General features: G+C 66.2%; 15 protein-coding genes. 8 read left to right on the top strand and 7 right to left on the bottom strand.

The window, feature by feature from the left end; all coding sequences use genetic code 11:
• Positions 1 to 80: 80 nt before the first annotated feature.
• Positions 81 to 1,424, bottom strand: a complete 1,344-nt coding sequence (locus tag ROV95_RS15380) for a diguanylate cyclase (RefSeq protein ID WP_312545427.1) — start codon at positions 1,422 to 1,424, stop codon at positions 81 to 83.
• Positions 1,425 to 1,625: 201 nt separating this feature from the next.
• Between ROV95_RS15380 and ROV95_RS15375 the strand changes: the two genes are divergently transcribed.
• Complete coding sequence (locus ROV95_RS15375; RefSeq protein WP_227199817.1) at positions 1,626 to 2,012, top strand: hypothetical protein; 387 nt, start codon at positions 1,626 to 1,628, stop codon at positions 2,010 to 2,012.
• A gap of 111 nt (positions 2,013 to 2,123) precedes the next feature.
• Here ROV95_RS15375 and ROV95_RS15370 read toward each other — a convergent pair whose 3' ends face one another.
• Positions 2,124 to 3,734 carry an MASE1 domain-containing protein gene (locus tag ROV95_RS15370; RefSeq protein ID WP_312545186.1) on the bottom strand — a complete coding sequence of 537 codons (1,611 nt, stop codon included), beginning with the start codon at positions 3,732 to 3,734 and terminating at the stop codon, positions 2,124 to 2,126.
• A gap of 213 nt (positions 3,735 to 3,947) precedes the next feature.
• Entirely contained in the window at positions 3,948 to 5,186 is a 1,239-nt protein-coding gene (locus tag ROV95_RS15365; RefSeq protein ID WP_227853913.1) for an FAD-binding oxidoreductase, read from the bottom strand.
• A 200-nt stretch (positions 5,187 to 5,386) separates the two neighbouring features.
• Here ROV95_RS15365 and ROV95_RS15360 point away from each other — a divergent pair, with 200 nt between their 5' ends.
• From ROV95_RS15360 to ROV95_RS15350, 3 genes are all read left to right on the top strand, one after another.
• On the top strand, positions 5,387 to 6,148 hold the full coding sequence (locus ROV95_RS15360; RefSeq protein ID WP_155029225.1) for a gamma-glutamyl-gamma-aminobutyrate hydrolase family protein: 762 nt from the start codon (positions 5,387 to 5,389) through the stop codon (positions 6,146 to 6,148).
• On the top strand, positions 6,145 to 7,542 hold the full coding sequence (locus ROV95_RS15355) for a glutamine synthetase family protein (RefSeq protein ID WP_312545184.1): 1,398 nt from the start codon (positions 6,145 to 6,147) through the stop codon (positions 7,540 to 7,542). The genes ROV95_RS15360 and ROV95_RS15355 overlap by 4 nt, the downstream gene beginning before the upstream one ends.
• 91 nt (positions 7,543 to 7,633) lie before the next feature.
• A complete protein-coding gene (locus ROV95_RS15350) occupies positions 7,634 to 8,743 on the top strand; it encodes a polyamine ABC transporter substrate-binding protein (RefSeq protein WP_019659050.1) in 1,110 nt (369 codons plus the stop codon).
• A gap of 38 nt (positions 8,744 to 8,781) precedes the next feature.
• Here the strand turns inward: ROV95_RS15350 and ROV95_RS15345 are convergent, their stop codons facing one another.
• Positions 8,782 to 10,164 carry an NAD(P)-binding domain-containing protein gene (locus ROV95_RS15345; RefSeq protein ID WP_312545182.1) on the bottom strand — a complete coding sequence of 461 codons (1,383 nt, stop codon included), beginning with the start codon at positions 10,162 to 10,164 and terminating at the stop codon, positions 8,782 to 8,784.
• Positions 10,165 to 10,455: 291 nt separating this feature from the next.
• On the opposite strand from ROV95_RS15345, the gene potA reads away from it, so the two are divergent.
• The 4 genes from potA to ROV95_RS15325 all read left to right on the top strand — a co-directional run bounded on the left by potA (position 10,456) and on the right by ROV95_RS15325 (position 14,808).
• On the top strand, positions 10,456 to 11,592 hold the full coding sequence (gene potA / locus ROV95_RS15340; RefSeq protein ID WP_005415926.1) for a polyamine ABC transporter ATP-binding protein: 1,137 nt from the start codon (positions 10,456 to 10,458) through the stop codon (positions 11,590 to 11,592).
• Positions 11,589 to 12,521 (top strand): ABC transporter permease subunit, encoded by a 933-nt coding sequence (locus ROV95_RS15335; RefSeq protein WP_021203561.1) that lies wholly within the window; start codon positions 11,589 to 11,591, stop codon positions 12,519 to 12,521. Before potA ends, ROV95_RS15335 begins: the two co-directional genes overlap by 4 nt.
• Positions 12,518 to 13,360, top strand: a complete 843-nt coding sequence (locus ROV95_RS15330; RefSeq protein WP_005415928.1) for an ABC transporter permease subunit — start codon at positions 12,518 to 12,520, stop codon at positions 13,358 to 13,360. The genes ROV95_RS15335 and ROV95_RS15330 overlap by 4 nt, the downstream gene beginning before the upstream one ends.
• A gap of 83 nt (positions 13,361 to 13,443) precedes the next feature.
• Positions 13,444 to 14,808 carry an NAD-dependent succinate-semialdehyde dehydrogenase gene (locus ROV95_RS15325; RefSeq protein WP_312545180.1) on the top strand — a complete coding sequence of 455 codons (1,365 nt, stop codon included), beginning with the start codon at positions 13,444 to 13,446 and terminating at the stop codon, positions 14,806 to 14,808.
• A 167-nt stretch (positions 14,809 to 14,975) separates the two neighbouring features.
• Here the strand turns inward: ROV95_RS15325 and ROV95_RS15320 are convergent, their stop codons facing one another.
• The 3 genes from ROV95_RS15320 to ROV95_RS15310 are packed head-to-tail and all read right to left on the bottom strand — an operon-like array spanning position 14,976 to position 18,133.
• Positions 14,976 to 15,998 carry a magnesium and cobalt transport protein CorA gene (locus ROV95_RS15320; protein ID WP_019659045.1) on the bottom strand — a complete coding sequence of 341 codons (1,023 nt, stop codon included), beginning with the start codon at positions 15,996 to 15,998 and terminating at the stop codon, positions 14,976 to 14,978.
• A 6-nt stretch (positions 15,999 to 16,004) separates the two neighbouring features.
• Positions 16,005 to 17,255: a DUF4105 domain-containing protein gene (locus ROV95_RS15315; protein ID WP_312545178.1), complete on the bottom strand. Its 1,251-nt coding sequence runs from the start codon at positions 17,253 to 17,255 to the stop codon at positions 16,005 to 16,007.
• Positions 17,252 to 18,133 carry a transporter associated domain-containing protein gene (locus tag ROV95_RS15310; RefSeq protein ID WP_180832778.1) on the bottom strand — a complete coding sequence of 294 codons (882 nt, stop codon included), beginning with the start codon at positions 18,131 to 18,133 and terminating at the stop codon, positions 17,252 to 17,254. The genes ROV95_RS15315 and ROV95_RS15310 overlap by 4 nt, the downstream gene beginning before the upstream one ends.

The raw sequence follows: 18,133 nt of genomic DNA, 5'->3' as shown, positions 1-18,133 counted from the left end.
GCTCCCCTTCATGCGTATGTCGGGGCCGACTGTAGAACTGCCGCGCGGGTGCGGCGTTGATCTGGATCAAAGCGGGCCGGTCAGGGCAGGGCAGGCTCGCGTGGGCGCAGCGGGCTGGCCACCGTGGTGCAGCTGACCCGGTTGCGGCCACCGGCCTTGGCCAGGTACAGCTGGCGGTCGGCCTCGGAGATCAACCGGTGCAGTGCATCACGCTGCGGGCGCAGGCAGCACAGGCCGATGCTCACGGTCATGCGCAGGGTGGCGGTGCCGATGTCCACTTCCAGCGCGGCGATGCGCTGGCGCAGTTCCTCGAAGTACAGCAGCGCCTCGTCCTGTTCCATGTCCGGCACCAGCAGGCAGAACTCCTCGCCACCGAAGCGTGCGATCAGGTCCTGGCTGCGTGCATGTGCGGCCACCGCGCCGGCCACCGAGCGCAGCGCATCATCGCCGGCCTCGTGGCCGTGCGTGTCGTTGATGTGCTTGAAGTGGTCGATGTCGATCATCGCCACCGCCACGCACTGGCCATGCAGCTGCAGCTGTGGCAGCTGGCGCTGGCTCTGTTCCAGGAAGAAGCGTCGGTTGGGCAGCCCGGTGAGGAAGTCGCGGGTGGCCAGATCCTGCAGAGTGCCGATCAGCTCCAGCTGGTCCACGTTCTGCGAGACGCGGCAGAAAAACTCCTCGCGCGAGAACGGCTTGCGCAGGAAGTCGTTCGCACCGTTCTTAAGGAAGCGTGGGATCAGCGAGGCATCGGTATTGCCGGAGATGCCGATCACCGCCACCTTGTCGCGCGAGCGCAGGGTACGCAGGCGGCGGGTGAACTCCACGCCCTGCATGCCGGGCATTTCCTGATCGACCACCGCCAGGCGGATTGCCGGATGCGCCTCGATCGCAGCCAGGCCCTCGTTGCCGTCGGCGGCTTCATGCACCTCATGGCCGTACATGCGCAGCAGGGCCGCAGCGTAGCCACGCGCAGACGGCGAATCGTCCACCACCAGCGCGGCGATGCGGCGGTTGCGTTCCAGCCGCTGCACCAGCCACACCAGGTAATCGATGCTGCCGGGGGTGTTCTTCAGCACGTAATCGATGATCTGCTGCTGCAGCACGCGCTTGCGCAGGTCCTCGTCGTACACGCCGCTGACCACCACCGTTGGCAGGTCGCGCTTGAGGAAGAACTCGACCACCGCATCACGGTCGCCGTCGGCCAGCACCAGCCCGGTCAGCACCAGGAACCAGCCGGCACCTTCGCTGAGCAGGCGATCGGCCTCGGCGAGGGTGGAAGCGATCACCACCGGCAGTTCCAGGCGCTGTTCGATGGCTTCGCGCAGCATGCCGGTGAACGCACGGGAATTTTCGACCAGCAGGATCCGCTGTGGCAGGGGATCGGCCAGGTCGCCATCGACGGCGGCCTGCGGCAGGACGGGCATGATGCGGTGGCTCACGAAGGAGGGCTCGGCACGGATAGCGGCGGTTTCGGGTGTAACTTTAGGACGAAAACGTCCGTGCTCGTCGTTTGGCCCATTGCTCAGATGGGAAGCGGTTAGTATCAGCTGGAGGTTCTCGATTTCAACTTCGACCTGGAGGTCACTGTGCGATTTTCATGTTTTGGTGCGGCTACTGGATTGCTGATGATTGCCGCTGCCCCGGCAATCGCGGGCGGTCCCTCGGATTTTCATGGAAAGCCATTGGCTACGGCTGGGTTGGGGCAGGCCAGTCCGGCTGCGGTCAATCTCAGCCAGGACCCCAGCTGGCAGCTGTATGGATTCCAGCGTGATGGCATTACCTATTTGCAGGTGAACGACCTCCTCGGAAACGTGCAGCTGATTATCGGCAACGCAGGGGGGACCTACTGGGTGCTGCCGGCAGGCAACAATGCGACCAAGGTTTCGCTGCCCCAGCAGAAGATCCAGATACCGGCAGGCGCCAGCCGCTCGCAGATCTACAGCGGCAGCGATTTTTCGCTGGTGCGTTATCGTAGTGGCGGCGAGGTCATCTGGTCGGTTGAAACACCGTAAAGACGTAGAAGTGCGCAGCGGTGTCGGGATATCCTGCGCCGCTGCGCTTGCCGCGATGAACGCGGCAGAGGGCGATTATTGTAGGGCCGGCCCTCTGGCGGACACCGGCAATCAGATCTGGGTCTGCGAGCTTCCCTGCCCGGAGGTGGTCACGTAATCCATAGCGCTGAACGATGCAATGCCGATGGCGGCGGAGTCACCCGTCTCCACCATCGCCATCCGTATCCGATTCCGATGGCACTGCACTGTTCCGCCATAGGCAATCGTGCGGCCAGCCAAGCGCTCGACCGTGGCGGTGACGGTTGACGGTGACAGGCTGCGGTATGAATCCAGCAGTGCGACCGTCATCAGGATGCCGCGGCGTCCTCCTCTCCTGCCGCAACGCACGCGGATGCTGATCTGACCGGATTCCCTGTTGATCAACAGCGAAACGGCATCGGTGAGGGCGCGATAGGCAGCCAGCTGCAGGCCGACACTGAGCTGACAGGGATCGCCGAGCAATCGAGGGCGCATCACGCGATGGCTCAGGTCCCAGGTTTCGCGTACGCCGCCGGCCTGCAGGGCGACGTAGAGCCCAAGATGTTCCAGTGCTGCGGGATAGACCATGCTGGTTTGTTCGCGGAACTGTCGCGAATGGACCGAAGCCATATGCAGGAGACTGTTCGCTATCGTGGGATGGCCATGCGCATTGAGCCAATTCACCACCTCGCTGAGCGAGGTGTCGATGCCGTCCCCCAGCTTCCTCAGGTGTCGCGCGCGCTCACGGAGATCAAGCTCGCTTGCCACCAGTGAATTGCGCGCGTGCTTGAGCGCATCCCTTTCACCCACTTCGCCCAATCGCGAACGGTGGTAGTAGTGGGTGATGCGCGACCCTAACACCAGCAGTGCAGCGCCGGTGACCGCCATGATCTGCTGGGTCGCGAACGCAGCTGGATCGAACGCACCCGTGTAGGGGCTTGGGGTGGTCAGGCCAATGATCAGGTTGAGCGACGGTACTCCGATCGCCGCACCTCGCCAGCCATACAGACAGGTGAGCACGACGACCGGCAGCGCCATCAGCAGCTGCATCGATGTCTTGGCGTTGGCTTCGTCCAAGGGCAGCTGTGCGGCATACAGGCCAATTATGGCCATCAGCGTCAGGGCAGCGAGTGCAGGCGGGGCGAAACCTGATGTCCAACGGGCGTTGCCGGTCCGGCGTGTCCACAGCAACGCAAGCGGTGCAAGGGTCAGTATGCCGATGAAGTCGCCAACGACCAGGCGCGCGATGCTCGCAAGCACCGGCATCTCCGGTGGTGTCGGCCACAGGAGATGTGCCAACATCAGATTGAGCGCCGTGACCACCAGTGCCGAAACCGCCGCGACTGAAATCAGCCATGCATTCTTCGTGGTCACCATCATTTTCCGGTGCAGATGCACGATCAGCATCACTGCAGGCATCAGCAGTGCCGAACCAAGCACTATCCAGGCCAGTCCATACTTCTCGATCATTGGCACGCGCATCTGCGCAAAGTAGGCGTATTCGCCCAGCAGCAGGTACGGCCACCATCGAGGCGGGAACAACAGCACCGCAGCCACGCGGACGCCGGCGGGCAGGTAGAACTGGTCGAGCGACAACTGGCGAGACGCCCAGCATGCGATGGCGTACAACAGTGCAAGGACCAGCCCCGCCGGGCGGATACGCAACTTCAACTGCAGGCCTTCATTCCACCAGTTCAATCGCACATCTCCCTCTAGTACGTTCCCTGTCAGCATCCATTCGCCGCGGGACCCGGTTCTGAGGGACGGTATCGGCATGAAATAGATAATGCAATTGCCGATGCGATCTGCCGATCAAATGAGAATTCCGTCACGCCCTTCTGGATGAGTGCTCTTCACATGCTGTGGAGGTCCGGGAATTGCCAGTTCTTCGGAATCTCTCCGTGTCAGCTCACTGTTTCACCACAACGCATCCCGCAGCTTGTACCACGACATCGCCGCCACCAGCAGTGGCGTGCGCAGCAGCCGGCCGCCAGGGAAGGGGGCATGCCGCAGGCGCTGGAACACGTCCAGGCGCTCACTCTGGCCTGCGATGGCGGCGGCGATCACCTCACCGGCCAGCCCGGCGGCGGCCACCCCATGGCCGGAGAACCCCTGCGCGAAGTACAGATTGCCGTCCAGCCGGCCCCAATGCGGGGCGCGGTTGCGGGTAATGTCCACATAACCGCCCCAGACCTGCTCCAGTGGCACGTCGGCCAGCTGCGGGAACACCTGGTGCATGCGCCGCTGCATCACTCCGCGCAGGCCGGGTGGGGGCAGTGCTGAATAGCTGGCACGGCCACCAAACAGCAGGCGATGGTCGTGGCTGAGACGGAAGTAATCCAGTGCCCAGGCGGTGTCGGCCACGGCCATGTTGTTGCCGATCAGGGCACGGGCGCGCTCGGCACCCAGCGGCGCGCTGGCCCCGATATAGGTGCCGACGGGCATGATCCGCCGTTCCAGCTCGGGCAGCAGGCCCTGCAACCAGGCGTTGCCGGCCACCACCAGATGCGCAGCGCGCACGCTTCCCTGCGCGGTATGCAGGGTGGGCTGCGGTCCGCGCTGCACGCGGGTCACTGCGGAGTTCTCATGGATCACCGCGCCGGCCGCACGCGCCGCATCGGCCAGTCCGCGGGCATAGGCCAGGGGCTGCAGATGCGCGCTGAGCGGATCGAACATCGCGGCGCGGTAGCGTGGGCTGTCCAGCTGTGCGCGCAGGGCATCACGGTCCCACCACTGCATGGGGTAGTCGTAGTGGCGTTGCAGATGCTCGCAGTTGGCCTGCAGGTCGCGCTCATGGCGTTCGCGGATGGCGACGCTGGCGTGGCCTTCCACCCAATGACAGTCAATGCCGTGCCGATCGATGCGTGCGCGCATCGCCTGCACCGCGTCGCGTGACCAGTCGAACAGGTGGCGCGCATCATCACGACCGAGCTGACGCTCCAGTTCGTCCACCTCGCAGCCATAGCCGACCAGCGCCTGGCCACCGTTGCGACCGGACGCGCCCCAGCCGATCCGCTGCGCGTCCAGCACCACCACGCGCTGGCCGCGCGTAGCCAGTTCCAGGGCTGCGGTCAGGCCGGTATAGCCGGCGCCCAGCACCGCGACATCGGCCTTCACATCCCCTCGCAACGAGGGCAGTGCGGGCGGTTCGGGCAGGCTGGCGGCGTACCAGCTGGGCGGGAAGGCGGCGCTCACCGCAGGCCTCGCGGGCGCAGTGCGGGAGGGGGGAGCGGGGGAGGACGATCAGCATTCACCCGCGTAGTTTCGCCGATGCGTGACAGCCATGGTGTGACGGCGACGACTTGCCGCCTTCGCCGGGCGACGGGTAACGTGTCGGCACGTCAAGGAGTTTTTCCATGCGCCGCCTGCCCTGGGTGGGCCTGCCCACCGACAGTACCGTGCTCGGCCATCACCGCTTCGCGGTGGCCGGCGACAAGTACGTGCGCGCGCTGGCCGAGGCCGCCGAAGTGACCCCGGTGGTACTGCCGAGCCTGCAGCCTGCTTTGCCGGCTGGCGACTGGCTGCAGGGGCTCGATGGCCTGCTGCTGACCGGTGCGGTCAGCAACATCGAACCGCAGCACTACGAGGGCGGCCGCAGCTGGCCGGGCAATCCGCATGACCCGGCGCGTGATGCCAATGCCTTCGCACTGCTGCGCGAGGCGCTGGCGCTGGACCTGCCAGTACTGGCGATCTGCCGCGGCTTCCAGGAACTGAACGTCGCGCTGGGTGGAAGCCTGCATCCGCAGGTACACGCGGTGCCTGGCCTGGCTGACCATCGCGAAGACCCGCAGGCGCCGGTGGAGGTGCAGTACGGACCGGCCCACGCGGTTACCCTGGCTGCCGATGGCTGGTTGGCGCAGTGGCAAGGCAGTGACCGGGCGCAGGTCAATTCGGTGCACGGGCAGGGCATTGCCCGCCTCGCGCAGGGTCTGCAGGTCGAGGCCGTGGCTGATGATGGACTGGTCGAGGCGGCGCGCAGCCTGCACCATCGTTTCGTGCTCGGCGTACAGTGGCACCCGGAGTGGCGTGTCATGCAGGCGCCGTTCTATCACGCTATTTTCCGTGCGTTCGGCCAAGCTTGCCGGCAGCACCAACAGAACCGACTGGATTCCCGATGAGTTCCCGAACGCGCCCGCGCAAGACGGCCACGCCCCCCGCACCGCAGGAAAGCAGCCTGCTGCGCTGGCTGAAGGAACGGCGCATCACCGAGGTCGAGTGCCTGGTGCCAGACATCACCGGCAACGCGCGCGGCAAGATCATTCCCGCCGACAAGTTCTCGCACGACTACGGTACGCGGCTGCCCGAAGGCATCTTCGCCACCACCGTCACCGGCGAGTTCCCTGATGACTACTACGAGCTGACCTCGCCGTCCGACTCGGACATGATGCTGCGCCCCGATCCGGACACGGTGCGCATGGTGCCGTGGGCGGCCGATGCCACCGCGCAGGTCATCCACGATTGCTACACCAAGAACGGTGAGCCGCACGAGCTGGCGCCACGCAACGTACTGCGCCGCGTGCTGGCGGCCTACGCCGAGCTGGGCCTGCGCCCGGTGGTGGCGCCGGAGCTTGAGTTCTTCCTGGTTCAGAAGAACACCGACCCGGACTTCCCGCTGCTGCCACCGGCCGGCCGCTCCGGGCGCCCGGAGACCGCGCGGCAGTCGTACTCGATCGACGCGGTCAACGAATTCGACCCGATCCTCGACCTGATGTACGACTACGCCGATGCGATGAAGCTGGACGTGGACACGCTGATCCACGAATCGGGCGCGGCGCAGCTGGAGGTCAACTTCACCCATGCCGATGCGATGGACCTGGCCGACCAGGTATTCCTGTTCAAGCGCACCATGCGCGAGGCGGCGATGCGCCACGGGGTGTACGCCACCTTCCTGGCCAAGCCGATGGAGAACGAGCCGGGCAGTGCCATGCACATCCACCAGAGCCTGGTGCGGATGAGTGACGGCAGCAACGTTTTTGCCGGTGATTCCGATGCCGAGGGCGAGTTCAGCCCAGTGTTCGGCCATTACCTGGGTGGCCTGCAGAAGTACGCGCCGCAGGCGATGGCGTTCTTCGCGCCGAACGTGAACTCCTACCGCCGCCTGGTGTTCGGCGAGGTCTCGCCGAGCAACGTGCACTGGGGCTTCGACAACCGTACCTGCGGGCTGCGCGTGCCGCTGGATACGCCGGAAAACATGCGCGTGGAGAGCCGTTTCGCCGGCTCCGACGCCAACCCGTACCTGGCAATGGCGGCGACCCTGGCCTGCGGCCTGCTCGGCATCCGCGAGCGGCTGGCGCCGGACGCGCCGGTGACCGGCAGCGCGAAGGAACTGGGCTACAACCTGCCGCGCTCGCTGGGCGAGGCGCTGGACGGGCTGGAGCAGTGCAGCGAGCTGCAGGCGCTGCTGGGCGAGCGCTTCTGCCGCGCCTACATCTCGGTCAAGCGCAAGGAATACGAGACCTTCTTCCGCGTCATCAGCTCGTGGGAGCGCGAGTTCCTGCTGCTGAACGTCTGAGCATCTGGAATAGAAAAATCCGCCGCCGGGGGGTAGGCTGGCACCCGTTGCCGGCCCCGCCGGCCCCCCTTTCCGCATTCTGGAGCACCCGATGAAGCTGCGTATCCTCACGCTCGGCCTGGCCTCCGCCATGCTTGCCGCCTGTGGCGGTGGCAACGGCGGCGCGCAGGACAGCCAGGTCCTGAACGTCTACAACTACAGCGATTACATCGCCGAGGACACCATTCCGACCTTCGAGAAGGAGAGCGGGATCAAGGTGACCTACGATGTGTTCGACAGCGATGAGATGGTCGAGACCAAGCTGCTGGCCGGCAACAGCGGCTACGACGTGGTGGTGCCGACGCTGAACTTCTTCGGCCGCCAGATCCAGGCCGGCGTGTTCCTGCCGCTGGACAAGAGCAAGATCCCGAACCTGGCCAACCTCGATCCGGCGGTGATGAAGCGCATCGCCACCCAGGATCCGGGCAACCAGTACGGCGTGCCGTACATGATCGGCACCACCGGCATCGGCTACAACGTGGACATGCTGAAGCAGCGCTTCGGTGGCAGCACCGACATCGCCAACAGCTGGGACCTGGTGTTCAAGCCGGAGAACATCAGCAAGATGAAGGACTGCGGCGTGACCATCCTGGACACGCCGGCCGACATGATCCCGATCGCGCTGCATTACCTGGGCCTGGACCCGCACAGCGGCGACCCGGCCGAACTGCAGAAGGCGGCCGACCTGCTGAAGTCGATCCGCCCGTACGTTCAGAATTTCCACTCCTCGCAGTACGTGGGTTCGCTGGCCAACGGCGGTACCTGCCTGGTGGTCGGCTGGTCCGGTGACATCATCCAGGCCCGCGACCGCGCCGAGGAAGCCAGCAATGGCGTGCACGTGGCTTATTCGATCCCGAAGGAAGGTGCGCCGCAGTGGTTCGACATGCTGGCGATCCCGAAGGACGCCAAGCACCCGGAAGCGGCTTACAGGTTCATCAACTACCTGCTGGAACCGAAGGTCGCTGCGGCCAACACCAACTTCATCCACTACGCCAACCCGATCCCGACCGCAACGCCGCTGGTGGACGAGGCGATCCGCACCGACCCGACCATCTATCCGCCGGCGGATGTTGCCGAGAAGATGTTCACCTACTCGATCAACACGCCGGAGACCGACAAGCTCTACACCCGGCTGTGGACCGAGGTGAAGACCGGCCGCTGAGCCGGTCTGGCGCCGTCGGGCCTTGCCCGGCGGCTCCCTTAACCTGCGCCGAAGCCGGTATTCCCGCTTCGGCCAAGGTGCCTCAGGATGGCCGGCAGCAGGTCGCGTGCATCGCGGCCGCCGTTGCACAGGAACGACGAACTCATCCGCTGCAGGTTGTGCATGCCGATGAAGAACAGGCCCGGTTGCGGGGAAACGCCAAACTCGCCCAGCGGATAGCCGTGGGCATCCAGCACGCCCTGCACGTCGAGCCAGGGCCACTCGGCGACGAAGCCGGTGGCCAGCACCACCGAGCGGATCCCCGCATCCTGCAGATCCAGCTCGCACGGGGACGGTTCCGGCTCCCAGTGCAGGTAGACCTCTTCGGGAATGTAGCGGGCATCGTCAGTGCGCGGCTCGGGCCGCGTGGCGTAGTACGCGCTGGCCAGCGAATCGAGATAGGCATATTCGGCCCGCGTCGCCTCGATCGCGGTATGCAGCTGCGGGCGGACATCGGCGAAGCGGGCGGTGTTTCCGCTGAATTCCTGCAACCGGCCCAGCAACCTGATGCCTGCGCGGTGCATCGCCAACAGGCTGATCGAACTGCCCAGGCCGGCGCTTCCCTTGCCGGATATCAGCGGGAACTCCGCAGTGCGGGCCTTGCGCAGCGCGTCCGGCCCACCCGCCAGTACTCCCGCCGATTCGCTCACGTGCTGGTGGATGCGCCCGGCCATGTCCCACCAGGTCATCGAGTCCTTGCCGCGCAGCCGGCGGGTGTGCGAATGCCGCTGGGCCAGTGACCAGTACACGCTGCGACCACCGTCGCGCAGGTCCTGGGCGATCTGCGCGCCGGACTGGCCGCCGCCGATGACCAGCACCGCGCCCTCGGGTAGCTGGCCGGGACTTCGGTAGTCGCTGGAGTGCAGCACGGTGAGGCCTGGTGCGGGCGCGAAGGGGGCCCGGGGCAACCGCGCCCGGCGGTATTCACCGGTGGCGACCACCACCGCCTGGGCATGGATCAGCCCCCGGCTGCTGTCGATGTCATAACCACCGGACTCGGGCCCGACCCGATGGACCACGCACCCTTCGCTGATCGGCAACGAGCGCTCGTCGGCATAGTCGCGCAGCCGTCGGATCACTTCCGGGGCCCCCATGAACCCTTCCGGGTCATCCCCGGCATAGGCATGGCCATGAAGGGCCATGGTCGCGTTGGCGGTGTTGGTCTGGAACGAATCCCAGCGCCGCCGCCAGCTGGCACCCACGGTTTCGGCCTCCAGCACGCGATGCTCGACGCCGGCCTCCTGCAGGAGCGCGCTGAGCGACAACCCGGCCTGGCCGGCGCCGATGATGACCAGCGGCAGCCGTGCAGGCAGGCAGCCCGGCAGGCGGGGCGGGAAAGGGGAGGGGCTGTCCGGGGAAATCACCAGGGTCGGTCCATGCAAGGCCTAGATCCGGGGCATTGCGCGGGGAATGCCCCGGGCTTTCAATGGATCCCGCTCTGAAAAATGTTGCAGATCGGGCCGCCGCCCGTGGTGCCTGGCCGGGACGGCCGTCCGGGCGTCGAGGAGAGCCCGGGCCTCCCGGCGCACAGGCCACCATGGCGGGGGAAAACCGACACACCTCGGGAGGCCTGGGCGCGCCAGCGGCCGCTTCCACCCACTGCCGTCATATCCCCTTCGGCCCCCGGCCGTTAGAATGGCCGCCGCTGTCCACCGCCCGCTCCCGGAGCCCCCATGCCCGTTGAAGCCCAGCCGGTAGCCGCCGTCGTCGACACGACCGGTGCGCCCGGCTATCTCTCCATTCGTGATCTGCGCAAGGAATTCGACGGATTCGTCGCCGTCGACGACGTCAACCTGGACGTGCGCAAGGGCGAGATCTTTGCCCTGCTCGGTGGCTCCGGCAGTGGTAAATCGACCCTGCTGCGCTGCCTGGGCGGCTTCGAGACGCCCACCAAGGGCAGCATCACCGTCGATGGCCAGCGCCTGGACGCGCTGCCGCCGTACCAGCGGCCGGTCAACATGATGTTCCAGTCCTATGCCCTGTTCCCGCACATGACGGTCGAGCAGAACATCGCCTTCGGCCTGAAGCAGGATGGCCTGGGCAAGGACGCGATCAGCAAGCGCGTCGGCGAGATGCTCGACCTGGTGCAGATGGGCCACCTGGGCAAGCGCAAGCCGCACCAGCTGTCCGGTGGCCAGCAGCAGCGCGTGGCGCTGGCGCGGTCGCTGGCCAAGGGGCCGAAGCTGCTGCTGCTGGACGAGCCGATGGGCGCGCTGGACAAGAAGCTGCGCTCGCAGATGCAGCTGGAACTGGTCAGCATCATCGAGTCGTCGGGCGTGACCTGCGTGATGGTCACCCACGACCAGGAAGAAGCGATGACCATGGCCACCCGCATCGCGGTGATGGATGCCGGCTGGATCCAGCAGGTCGGCAAGCCGGACGAGGTCTACGAGCAGCCGGCCAACCGCTTCGTCGCCGAGTTCATCGGTTCGGTCAACCTGTTTGACGGGGTGATCGACGAGGACCTGCCCGAGTACGTGACCGTGCGGTCGCCGCTGTTCCCGGCGCCGATCTACATTGCCCATGGCATCACCTGCTATGAAGGGCAGCCGGTCGCGTTCGCGCTGCGCCCGGAGAAGGTGATGATCGGCAAGGACGAGCCGGAAGGGCACACCAACAAGGCGCAGGGCGTGATCGAGGACATCGCCTACTTCGGCAGCCACTCGGTCTATCACGTGCGCCTGCCCAGCGGCGCCAAGGTGCTGGCCAACTTCGCCAACTCGCAGCGCTGGGCCAGTGATGGCTTCACCTGGGGCGACGAGGTGTGGGTGCACTGGCGCGACAACGACGGCGTGGTGCTCACCTCATGAGCGTCGCCGGCCTGAAGCGCTGGCTGCCGGGGCTGCGTGCCACGGTGATCGGCATTCCGTACCTGTGGCTGCTGCTGTTCTTCGCAGTGCCGTTCCTGATCGTGCTGATGATCAGCTTCTCGCTCAGCCGGGTCGGCTCGCCGCCGTATACCTGGCTGCTGCAGTACGCCGACGGCGGTTTCTCGCTGAAGCTGAACCTGGAAAACTACCTGGCTCTGTTCCGCGATTCGATCTATGCCCAGGCGTTCCTGAGCTCGATCAGGATCGCGGCGATCTCCACCTTCTTCACCCTGCTGATCGGCTATCCGATGGCCTATGCCATCGCGCGCCTGTCGCCCGCCGCTCGCAACGTGGCGATGATGCTGGTGGTGCTGCCGTCGTGGACCTCGTTCCTGATCCGCGTGTATGCGTGGAAGGCGATCCTGGACCGCAACGGCCTGCTCGACCAGTTCCTGCAGTTCACTGGCCTGCAGACGCTGATGACGTCGATGGGGCTGCCGAAACTGCAGCTGATCGATACGCCGACCGCCGCCTATATCGGCATCGTCTACTGCTACCTGCCGTTCATGGTGCTGCCGCTGTACGCCAACCTGGTCAAGCATGACCACCGCCTGCTGGAAGCGGCCTACGACCTCGGCGCCAAGCCGTGGCAGGCGTTCCTGCGCATCACGTTGCCGCTGTCGAAGGCCGGCATCATCGCCGGCTGCATGCTGGTGATGATCCCGGCGGTGGGTGAGTTCGTGATCCCGGAAATGCTCGGTGGTTCGGAGACGCTGATGGTCGGCCGCCAGCTGTGGAACGAGTTCTTCAACAACCGCAACTGGCCGGGCGCTTCGGCGATGGCGGTGGCGATGATCCTGTTGCTGCTGGTGCCGATCCTGCTGTTCAACCGTTCCCAGCAGCGCCTGCTGGAAGGGAAGCAGGCATGAGCCCGCGTACCGCCAAGGGCCTGGGGCTGGGCGTGCTGCTGCTCGGCTTCGCCTTCCTGTACCTGCCGATCCTGTTGTTGATGTTCTACTCGTTCAACAGCTCGCGGCTGGCGATGGTCTGGGCCGGGTTCTCCACCCGCGCCTACAGCGACCTGTTCGCCGACCGCGCGCTGATGGACGCGATGTGGACCAGCCTGGTGGTGGCGTTCTGGACCGCCTGTACCGCCACCGTGCTGGGTACGCTGGCGGCGATGGTGATGACCCGCTTCAAGCGATTCCGTGGCAAGCCACTGTTCGGCGCGCTGGTGACCGCGCCGCTGGTGATGCCGGACGTGATCCTGGGCTTCTCGCTGATGGCGCTGCTGGCATCGATGGGCGCGATTCCCGGCTTCCCGGCGCGTGGCCTGGCCACCATCTGGATCGCGCACGTGACCTTCACCCTCTGCTTCGTCACCGTGGTGGTGTCCTCGCGCCTGCAGGAAATGGACCTGTCGCTGGAAGAAGCGGCGATGGACCTGGGCGCCAGCCGGCTGACCGTGTTCACCCGCATCACCCTGCCGATCATCGCGCCGGCGCTGGTGGCGGGTTGGCTGCTGGCCTTCACCCTGTCGCTGGATGACGTGGTGGTGGCCAGCTTCGTGGCCACGCCGGGCTCGACCACGCTGCCGATGAAGGTGTTCGCGTCGGTGCGCATGGGCATCAGTCCGAAGATCAACGCGTTGGCCACGCTGCTGGTGTCGGCGGTGTCGATCGCTGCGGTGATCGGCTGGTACATCAACGCCCGCGCCGAGAAGCGGCGCCAGCGCGACCTGCAGCTGGCGCGGCAGGACAACGGCTGAGTACACGATCCGTCCACTGTGCCGGCAACACCCGGCTCACGGCCGGCGGCGCACAATGGGGGTCTTCCAGATGGAGATCCCCCATGACCGCCGAGATCGTCGACCCGGCCACCGGCCAGGTGACCTACCGCCATGAACTGATGGGCGCTGCCGACATCGAGCAGCGCCTGCAGGCCGCCGCCGATGCGTTCCCGGGCTGGGCCGAGCGTTCGCTGCAGGAACGCGGCGTGATCCTGCGCCAGATCGCGGCGCAGCTGCGCACGCGCCGCGACGACCTGCAGCAGGTGATGACCCACGAGATGGGCAAGCTCAAGGCCGAAGCGCTGGCCGAGGTCGACAAGTGCGCTGCCGCCTGCGAGTACTACGCCGACCACGCGGCCGACTACCTCAAGCCGCAGTTGATCGACACCGAAGCCCAGCGCAGCTACGTGCGCTACGAGCCGATCGGCTGCGTATTCGCGGTGATGCCGTGGAATTTCCCGATCTGGCAGGTGTTCCGTTTCCTCGCCCCGGCGTTCATGGCTGGCAACGTCGCCCTGCTCAAGCACGCCAGCAACGTGCCGCAGTGCGCCGACCTGATCCTGGCGGTGTGCCGTGACGGCGGCCTGCCTGATGGCGTGTTCGACGTGCTGCACATCGACAACGACCAGGCCGCCGACGTGCTGCGCGACGCACGGGTGAAGGCGGTGACGCTGACCGGCAGCGAGCGGGCAGGGCGCTCGATCGCCTCCAATGCCGGCAGCCAGCTGAAGAAGTCGGTGATGGAGCTGGGTGGCAGCGATGCCTTCGTGGTGCTCGACGATGCCGACCTCGACAAGACCGTGGCCGCAGCGGTGAAGTCGCGCTTCGACAACAGCGGCCAGACCTGCATCGCGGCCAAGCGCTTCATCGTGGTCGAGGCGGTGGCCGATGAGTTCACCCGTCGCTTTGTGGAGGCGGCGGGCGAGCGCCAGTACGGCGATCCCGATAAGCCTGGCACCACGCTGGCACCGATGGCTCGCGCCGACCTGCGTGACGAACTGCACAAGCAGGTGCAGGCCAGCGTGGCCAAGGGCGCGCGGGTGCTGATCGGTGGTGAGCCGATAGCCGGCACCCATGCCGGCTATCCGGCCACGGTGCTCGACCAGGTCGGCCCGGGCATGCCGGCGTATGACGAGGAGCTGTTCGGGCCGGTGGCCGCGGTGATCCGGGTCAAGGATGAGGCCGAGGCACTGCGCGTGGCCAACGACACCCGCTTCGGCCTGGGCGGCAGCGTGTGGACCGGCGATCCGGTACGCGGCGAGCGCTTCGCGCAGCGCATGGAATGCGGTGCGGCGTTCGTCAACGCCATCGTCAAGAGCGACGCGCGGCTGCCGTTCGGCGGCAGCAAGCAGTCAGGCTTTGGTCGGGAGCTGGCTGACCATGGCATCCATGAGTTCATGAACATCAAGACCGTCTACGTGGCTTGATCCTGAGCGGTAGTGCCGGTCGCTGGCCCGCATTGCCCTGATTGCCGGCCAGCGGCCGGCACTACCAGAAGCGGGTCATGTGCCACCACCAACGGTCGGGGCCTACCGGATTGCGGGGTATCGACGCCCCCCGTGCATGGTGGGTATCGACCGTTGGTCGATACGCGCTACAACCACTTCGCGCGCTTGAACAGCCGGTACAGCCCTACGCAGACGCCGCCCACGCCAACGATCATCAGTGGGTAGGCCCACGGTTGGCTCAGCTCCGGCATGTGGCTGAAGTTCATGCCGTACCAGCTGGTGATCAGCGTCGGCGCCGCCAAGAGTGCGGCCCACGCACCCAGCCGCTTGACCGTCTCGCCCTGCGCCAGTGTCACCAGCGAAAGGTTCACGCTCAGCGCGGTGCCCAGCATCTCACGCAGGGTGTCGATCACATCGCTGATGCGCACCGCATGGTCATGCACGTCACGCACGTACAGCTTCACTTCGTCCGGGATCAGTTCGCCCTGGTAGCGGCGCAGCTGCGCAAGCACGTCCTGCAGTGGCGCCACTGCCATGCGCATCTTGTTCAGTTCGCGCTTGAGCTCGTACAGGCGCACCACGGTGCTGCGCTTGTAATTCTCGGCGAAGATGTCCTTCTCCAGCAGGTCCAGGGTATCGCGGAAGCGGTGCACGATCGGCAGGTAGTTGTCGACCACGAAGTCGGTCACCGCATACAGGCAGTACGACGGGCCCATTTTCAGCAGCTGCGGCTCGCGCTCGACGCGTGCGCGCACTGGCGCGTAGGACAGCGAGGCGCCGTGGCGCACCGTCACCAGGAAGCGCGGGCCGAGGAAGGCATGGGTTTCGCCATACTGGATGCGCTCGTCGACCATCTGCGCGGTGGTCACCACCACGAACAGCGAATTGCCGTAGGTCTCGACCTTGGGCCGCTGGTGTGCGTTGCGCGCGTCTTCGATGGCCAGGTCGTGCAGGCAGAATTCTTCCTGCAGTTTCAGCAGCACATCGTCGTTGGGATCGTACAGGCCGACCCACACGAAGCCATTGCCACTGGCGATGACATCGCTGATGGCGTCCAGGCTGATGTCGTGGCGTTTGCCCTCGTCATCGTAGTGGACGCAGTTGATGACGCAGGTAGGGTTGGCCGAAGCCGGGGCGGAAGCGGAGGCGGGCAATGACATGCCCGCCATCGTGCGTCAGGGCCGTGTTTCGGACAAGTGAGGACGGCGCCCCAACACCCACGCCAGGGCCGCGTGCACCGGCAGCAGCAGCAGGATCCACTGCACGTTGTACTGGGCCTGCAGGCTCAGCCAGTGCAGCACCAGTGCGGCCACCGCCTGTACCGCCAGCAGCCACAACATGATGCTGAACATGCGTCCCGGCAGGCGCCGGCGCAGCAGCGCGATCGCACCGGGCAGCAGCAGCACGGCCAGCGGCGAAAGCAGCAGCAGGTTGCGGTTTGCCCACGCGGCGTAGTGGATGCTGAAGCCCCACAGGAACACCAGCACGCCACCCAACAGAGCGCACAGCAGCCAGAACGGCAGTGCCAGCCCGGCCAGCAGGCGCGGGCGGTTGCGCAGCGCCAGCACGCCAGCGGCGATCACCAGGCCGCACAGCAGCCACGGCCACCAGCGGCGTGCGAACTCCTTCGGCTCCGGATCGATGCGGTGCGGCAACAGTTCCTGTTCGGACTGCACCAGCGGCCGGCCATCGCTGTTGCGTGCCTGGCGCAGGGCATCGGCCAGGCGCATCGGGACGAACGCTTCCTGCCAGCGCGACAGCGGCTGGTCGGCGAACGGCCCCAGGCCCACATCGAAGCCCAGCCACATCCATGGTGCCGGCGAGGCCAGACGGACCGATTCACTGCGATAGGTGTTGCCACGCGAGCGCCCCGACAGCTGCGACTGCAGGCCACCACCCAACGCCTTGTCGAGGGTGTCGCGCACCATCGTGGCGCAATTGGCGGTGTAATAGTCGTAGTGGTAGCGCGCGTTTTCCGGCTTGGCCCGCTCGGCCAGGTCAGCGGCCAGCGCACGCGCCTGGTCCGGGCGCAGGTCCAGCCATTGCACGCTGGCACCGCGGCCGGTCTCGTCGTAGTACGACAGGTCCTGCTGCAGCGGCAGCGCCACCAGGTAATACATCATGTCGCCACGTGCGAAGCGGCTGATGAAATCGTCCTCGGAGGGGTCGAAGTAGCCGAAGTTGTACGAGGTTGCGTCGCCGCTGAGCGGATCGACCACCACGATGGCGTCATGGCCGAAGCGTTCGAAGAACACCGTGCCCGGCTGCATGGTCACCACGCCGATGCGCGGAGCAGGGGCTTCAGCGCTGGCCGCGGGCACGGCAGGTGTGGCCGGCGCCGGCTGCGCGAAGGCGGCCAGCGGCAGGGCCATGGCCAACACGTAGAGTGTCAGCCACACCATGAGGATCAGGCCGCGGCGCTTCAAGCGTCGTCCTGCACGTCCGGCGGCAGCACGGTCACGTGGAAGGCCTGTACCCGGCGCGCATCGGCGCGGGCCACGCGGAACATGAAGCGGTCCAGTGCCAGCTCATCGCCGACTTCCGGCAGATGGCCCACGGCCTCGGTGACCAGGCCACCGATCGTGTCGTAATCCTCGTCGGAGAACATTGCGCCGAAACGCTCGTTGAAGTCGCCGATCGGGGTCAGCGCGTCGACCACGTACTGTCCGTCGGACTGGATGGCGATCTGCGCCGACGGGTCCTCGGCCTCGTCATGCTCGTCGTCGATCTCGCCGACGATCTGTTCCAGCACGTCCTCGATGGTGACCAGGCCGGCGACACCGCCGTACTCGTCGACCACGATGGCCATGTGGTTGCGCGACAGGCGGAACTCCTTCAGCAGCACGTTGAGCTTCTTCGCCTCCGGAATCAGCACTGCCGGGCGCAGCAGCTCGCGTACGTTGGCCGGGCCGTTGTCGGCGACCACGCCGCGCAGCAGGTCCTTGGCCAGCAGGATGCCAAGGATGTCGTCCTTGTTCTCGCCGTGTACCGGGAAGCGTGAATGGCCGGATTCGACCACCTGCTTCATCAGTTCCAGGAAGGGCGCTTCAACCGGCAGCGAGACCATCTGCGAGCGCGAGATCATCACGTCGCCCACGGTCAGCTCGGCCACCGAAATGGCGCCTTCCATCATCTTCAGGGTATCGGCGGCGATCAGGCCTTCTTCCTGCGCGGTGTGCAGGACAGCGACCAGCTCGTCGCGGGTATGGGGTTCGCCGGAGAAGGCGGAGGTCAGGCGTTCAAGCCAGCCGCGCTTCTTTTCACTGTGCTCCGCAGGGGAGCTACTACTGTCGTCTTCTGACAT

Origin of the sequence: Stenotrophomonas maltophilia group sp. msm1 (assembly GCF_032025805.1) — a bacterium.
Lineage (GTDB): Bacteria > Pseudomonadota > Gammaproteobacteria > Xanthomonadales > Xanthomonadaceae > Stenotrophomonas > Stenotrophomonas hibiscicola.
The sequence above is the reverse complement of the archived record's forward strand: the minus strand, read 5'-3'. Positions and strand labels throughout refer to the sequence as shown.

Bases quoted from the DNA above. Each gene is read 5' to 3' on its own strand.
- ROV95_RS15380 (WP_312545427.1), bottom strand. From the start codon at position 1,424: ATGCCCGTCCTGCCGCAGGCCGCCGTCGATGGCGACCTGGCCGATCCC.
- ROV95_RS15375 (WP_227199817.1), top strand. From the start codon at position 1,626: ATGATTGCCGCTGCCCCGGCAATCGCGGGCGGTCCCTCGGATTTTCAT.
- ROV95_RS15360 (WP_155029225.1), top strand. From the start codon at position 5,387: ATGCGCCGCCTGCCCTGGGTGGGCCTGCCCACCGACAGTACCGTGCTC.
- ROV95_RS15355 (WP_312545184.1), top strand. From the start codon at position 6,145: ATGAGTTCCCGAACGCGCCCGCGCAAGACGGCCACGCCCCCCGCACCG.
- ROV95_RS15350 (WP_019659050.1), top strand. From the start codon at position 7,634: ATGAAGCTGCGTATCCTCACGCTCGGCCTGGCCTCCGCCATGCTTGCC.
- potA (WP_005415926.1), top strand. From the start codon at position 10,456: ATGCCCGTTGAAGCCCAGCCGGTAGCCGCCGTCGTCGACACGACCGGT.
- ROV95_RS15335 (WP_021203561.1), top strand. From the start codon at position 11,589: ATGAGCGTCGCCGGCCTGAAGCGCTGGCTGCCGGGGCTGCGTGCCACG.
- ROV95_RS15330 (WP_005415928.1), top strand. From the start codon at position 12,518: ATGAGCCCGCGTACCGCCAAGGGCCTGGGGCTGGGCGTGCTGCTGCTC.
- ROV95_RS15325 (WP_312545180.1), top strand. From the start codon at position 13,444: ATGACCGCCGAGATCGTCGACCCGGCCACCGGCCAGGTGACCTACCGC.
- ROV95_RS15320 (WP_019659045.1), bottom strand. From the start codon at position 15,998: ATGGCGGGCATGTCATTGCCCGCCTCCGCTTCCGCCCCGGCTTCGGCC.
- ROV95_RS15310 (WP_180832778.1), bottom strand. From the start codon at position 18,133: ATGTCAGAAGACGACAGTAGTAGCTCCCCTGCGGAGCACAGTGAAAAG.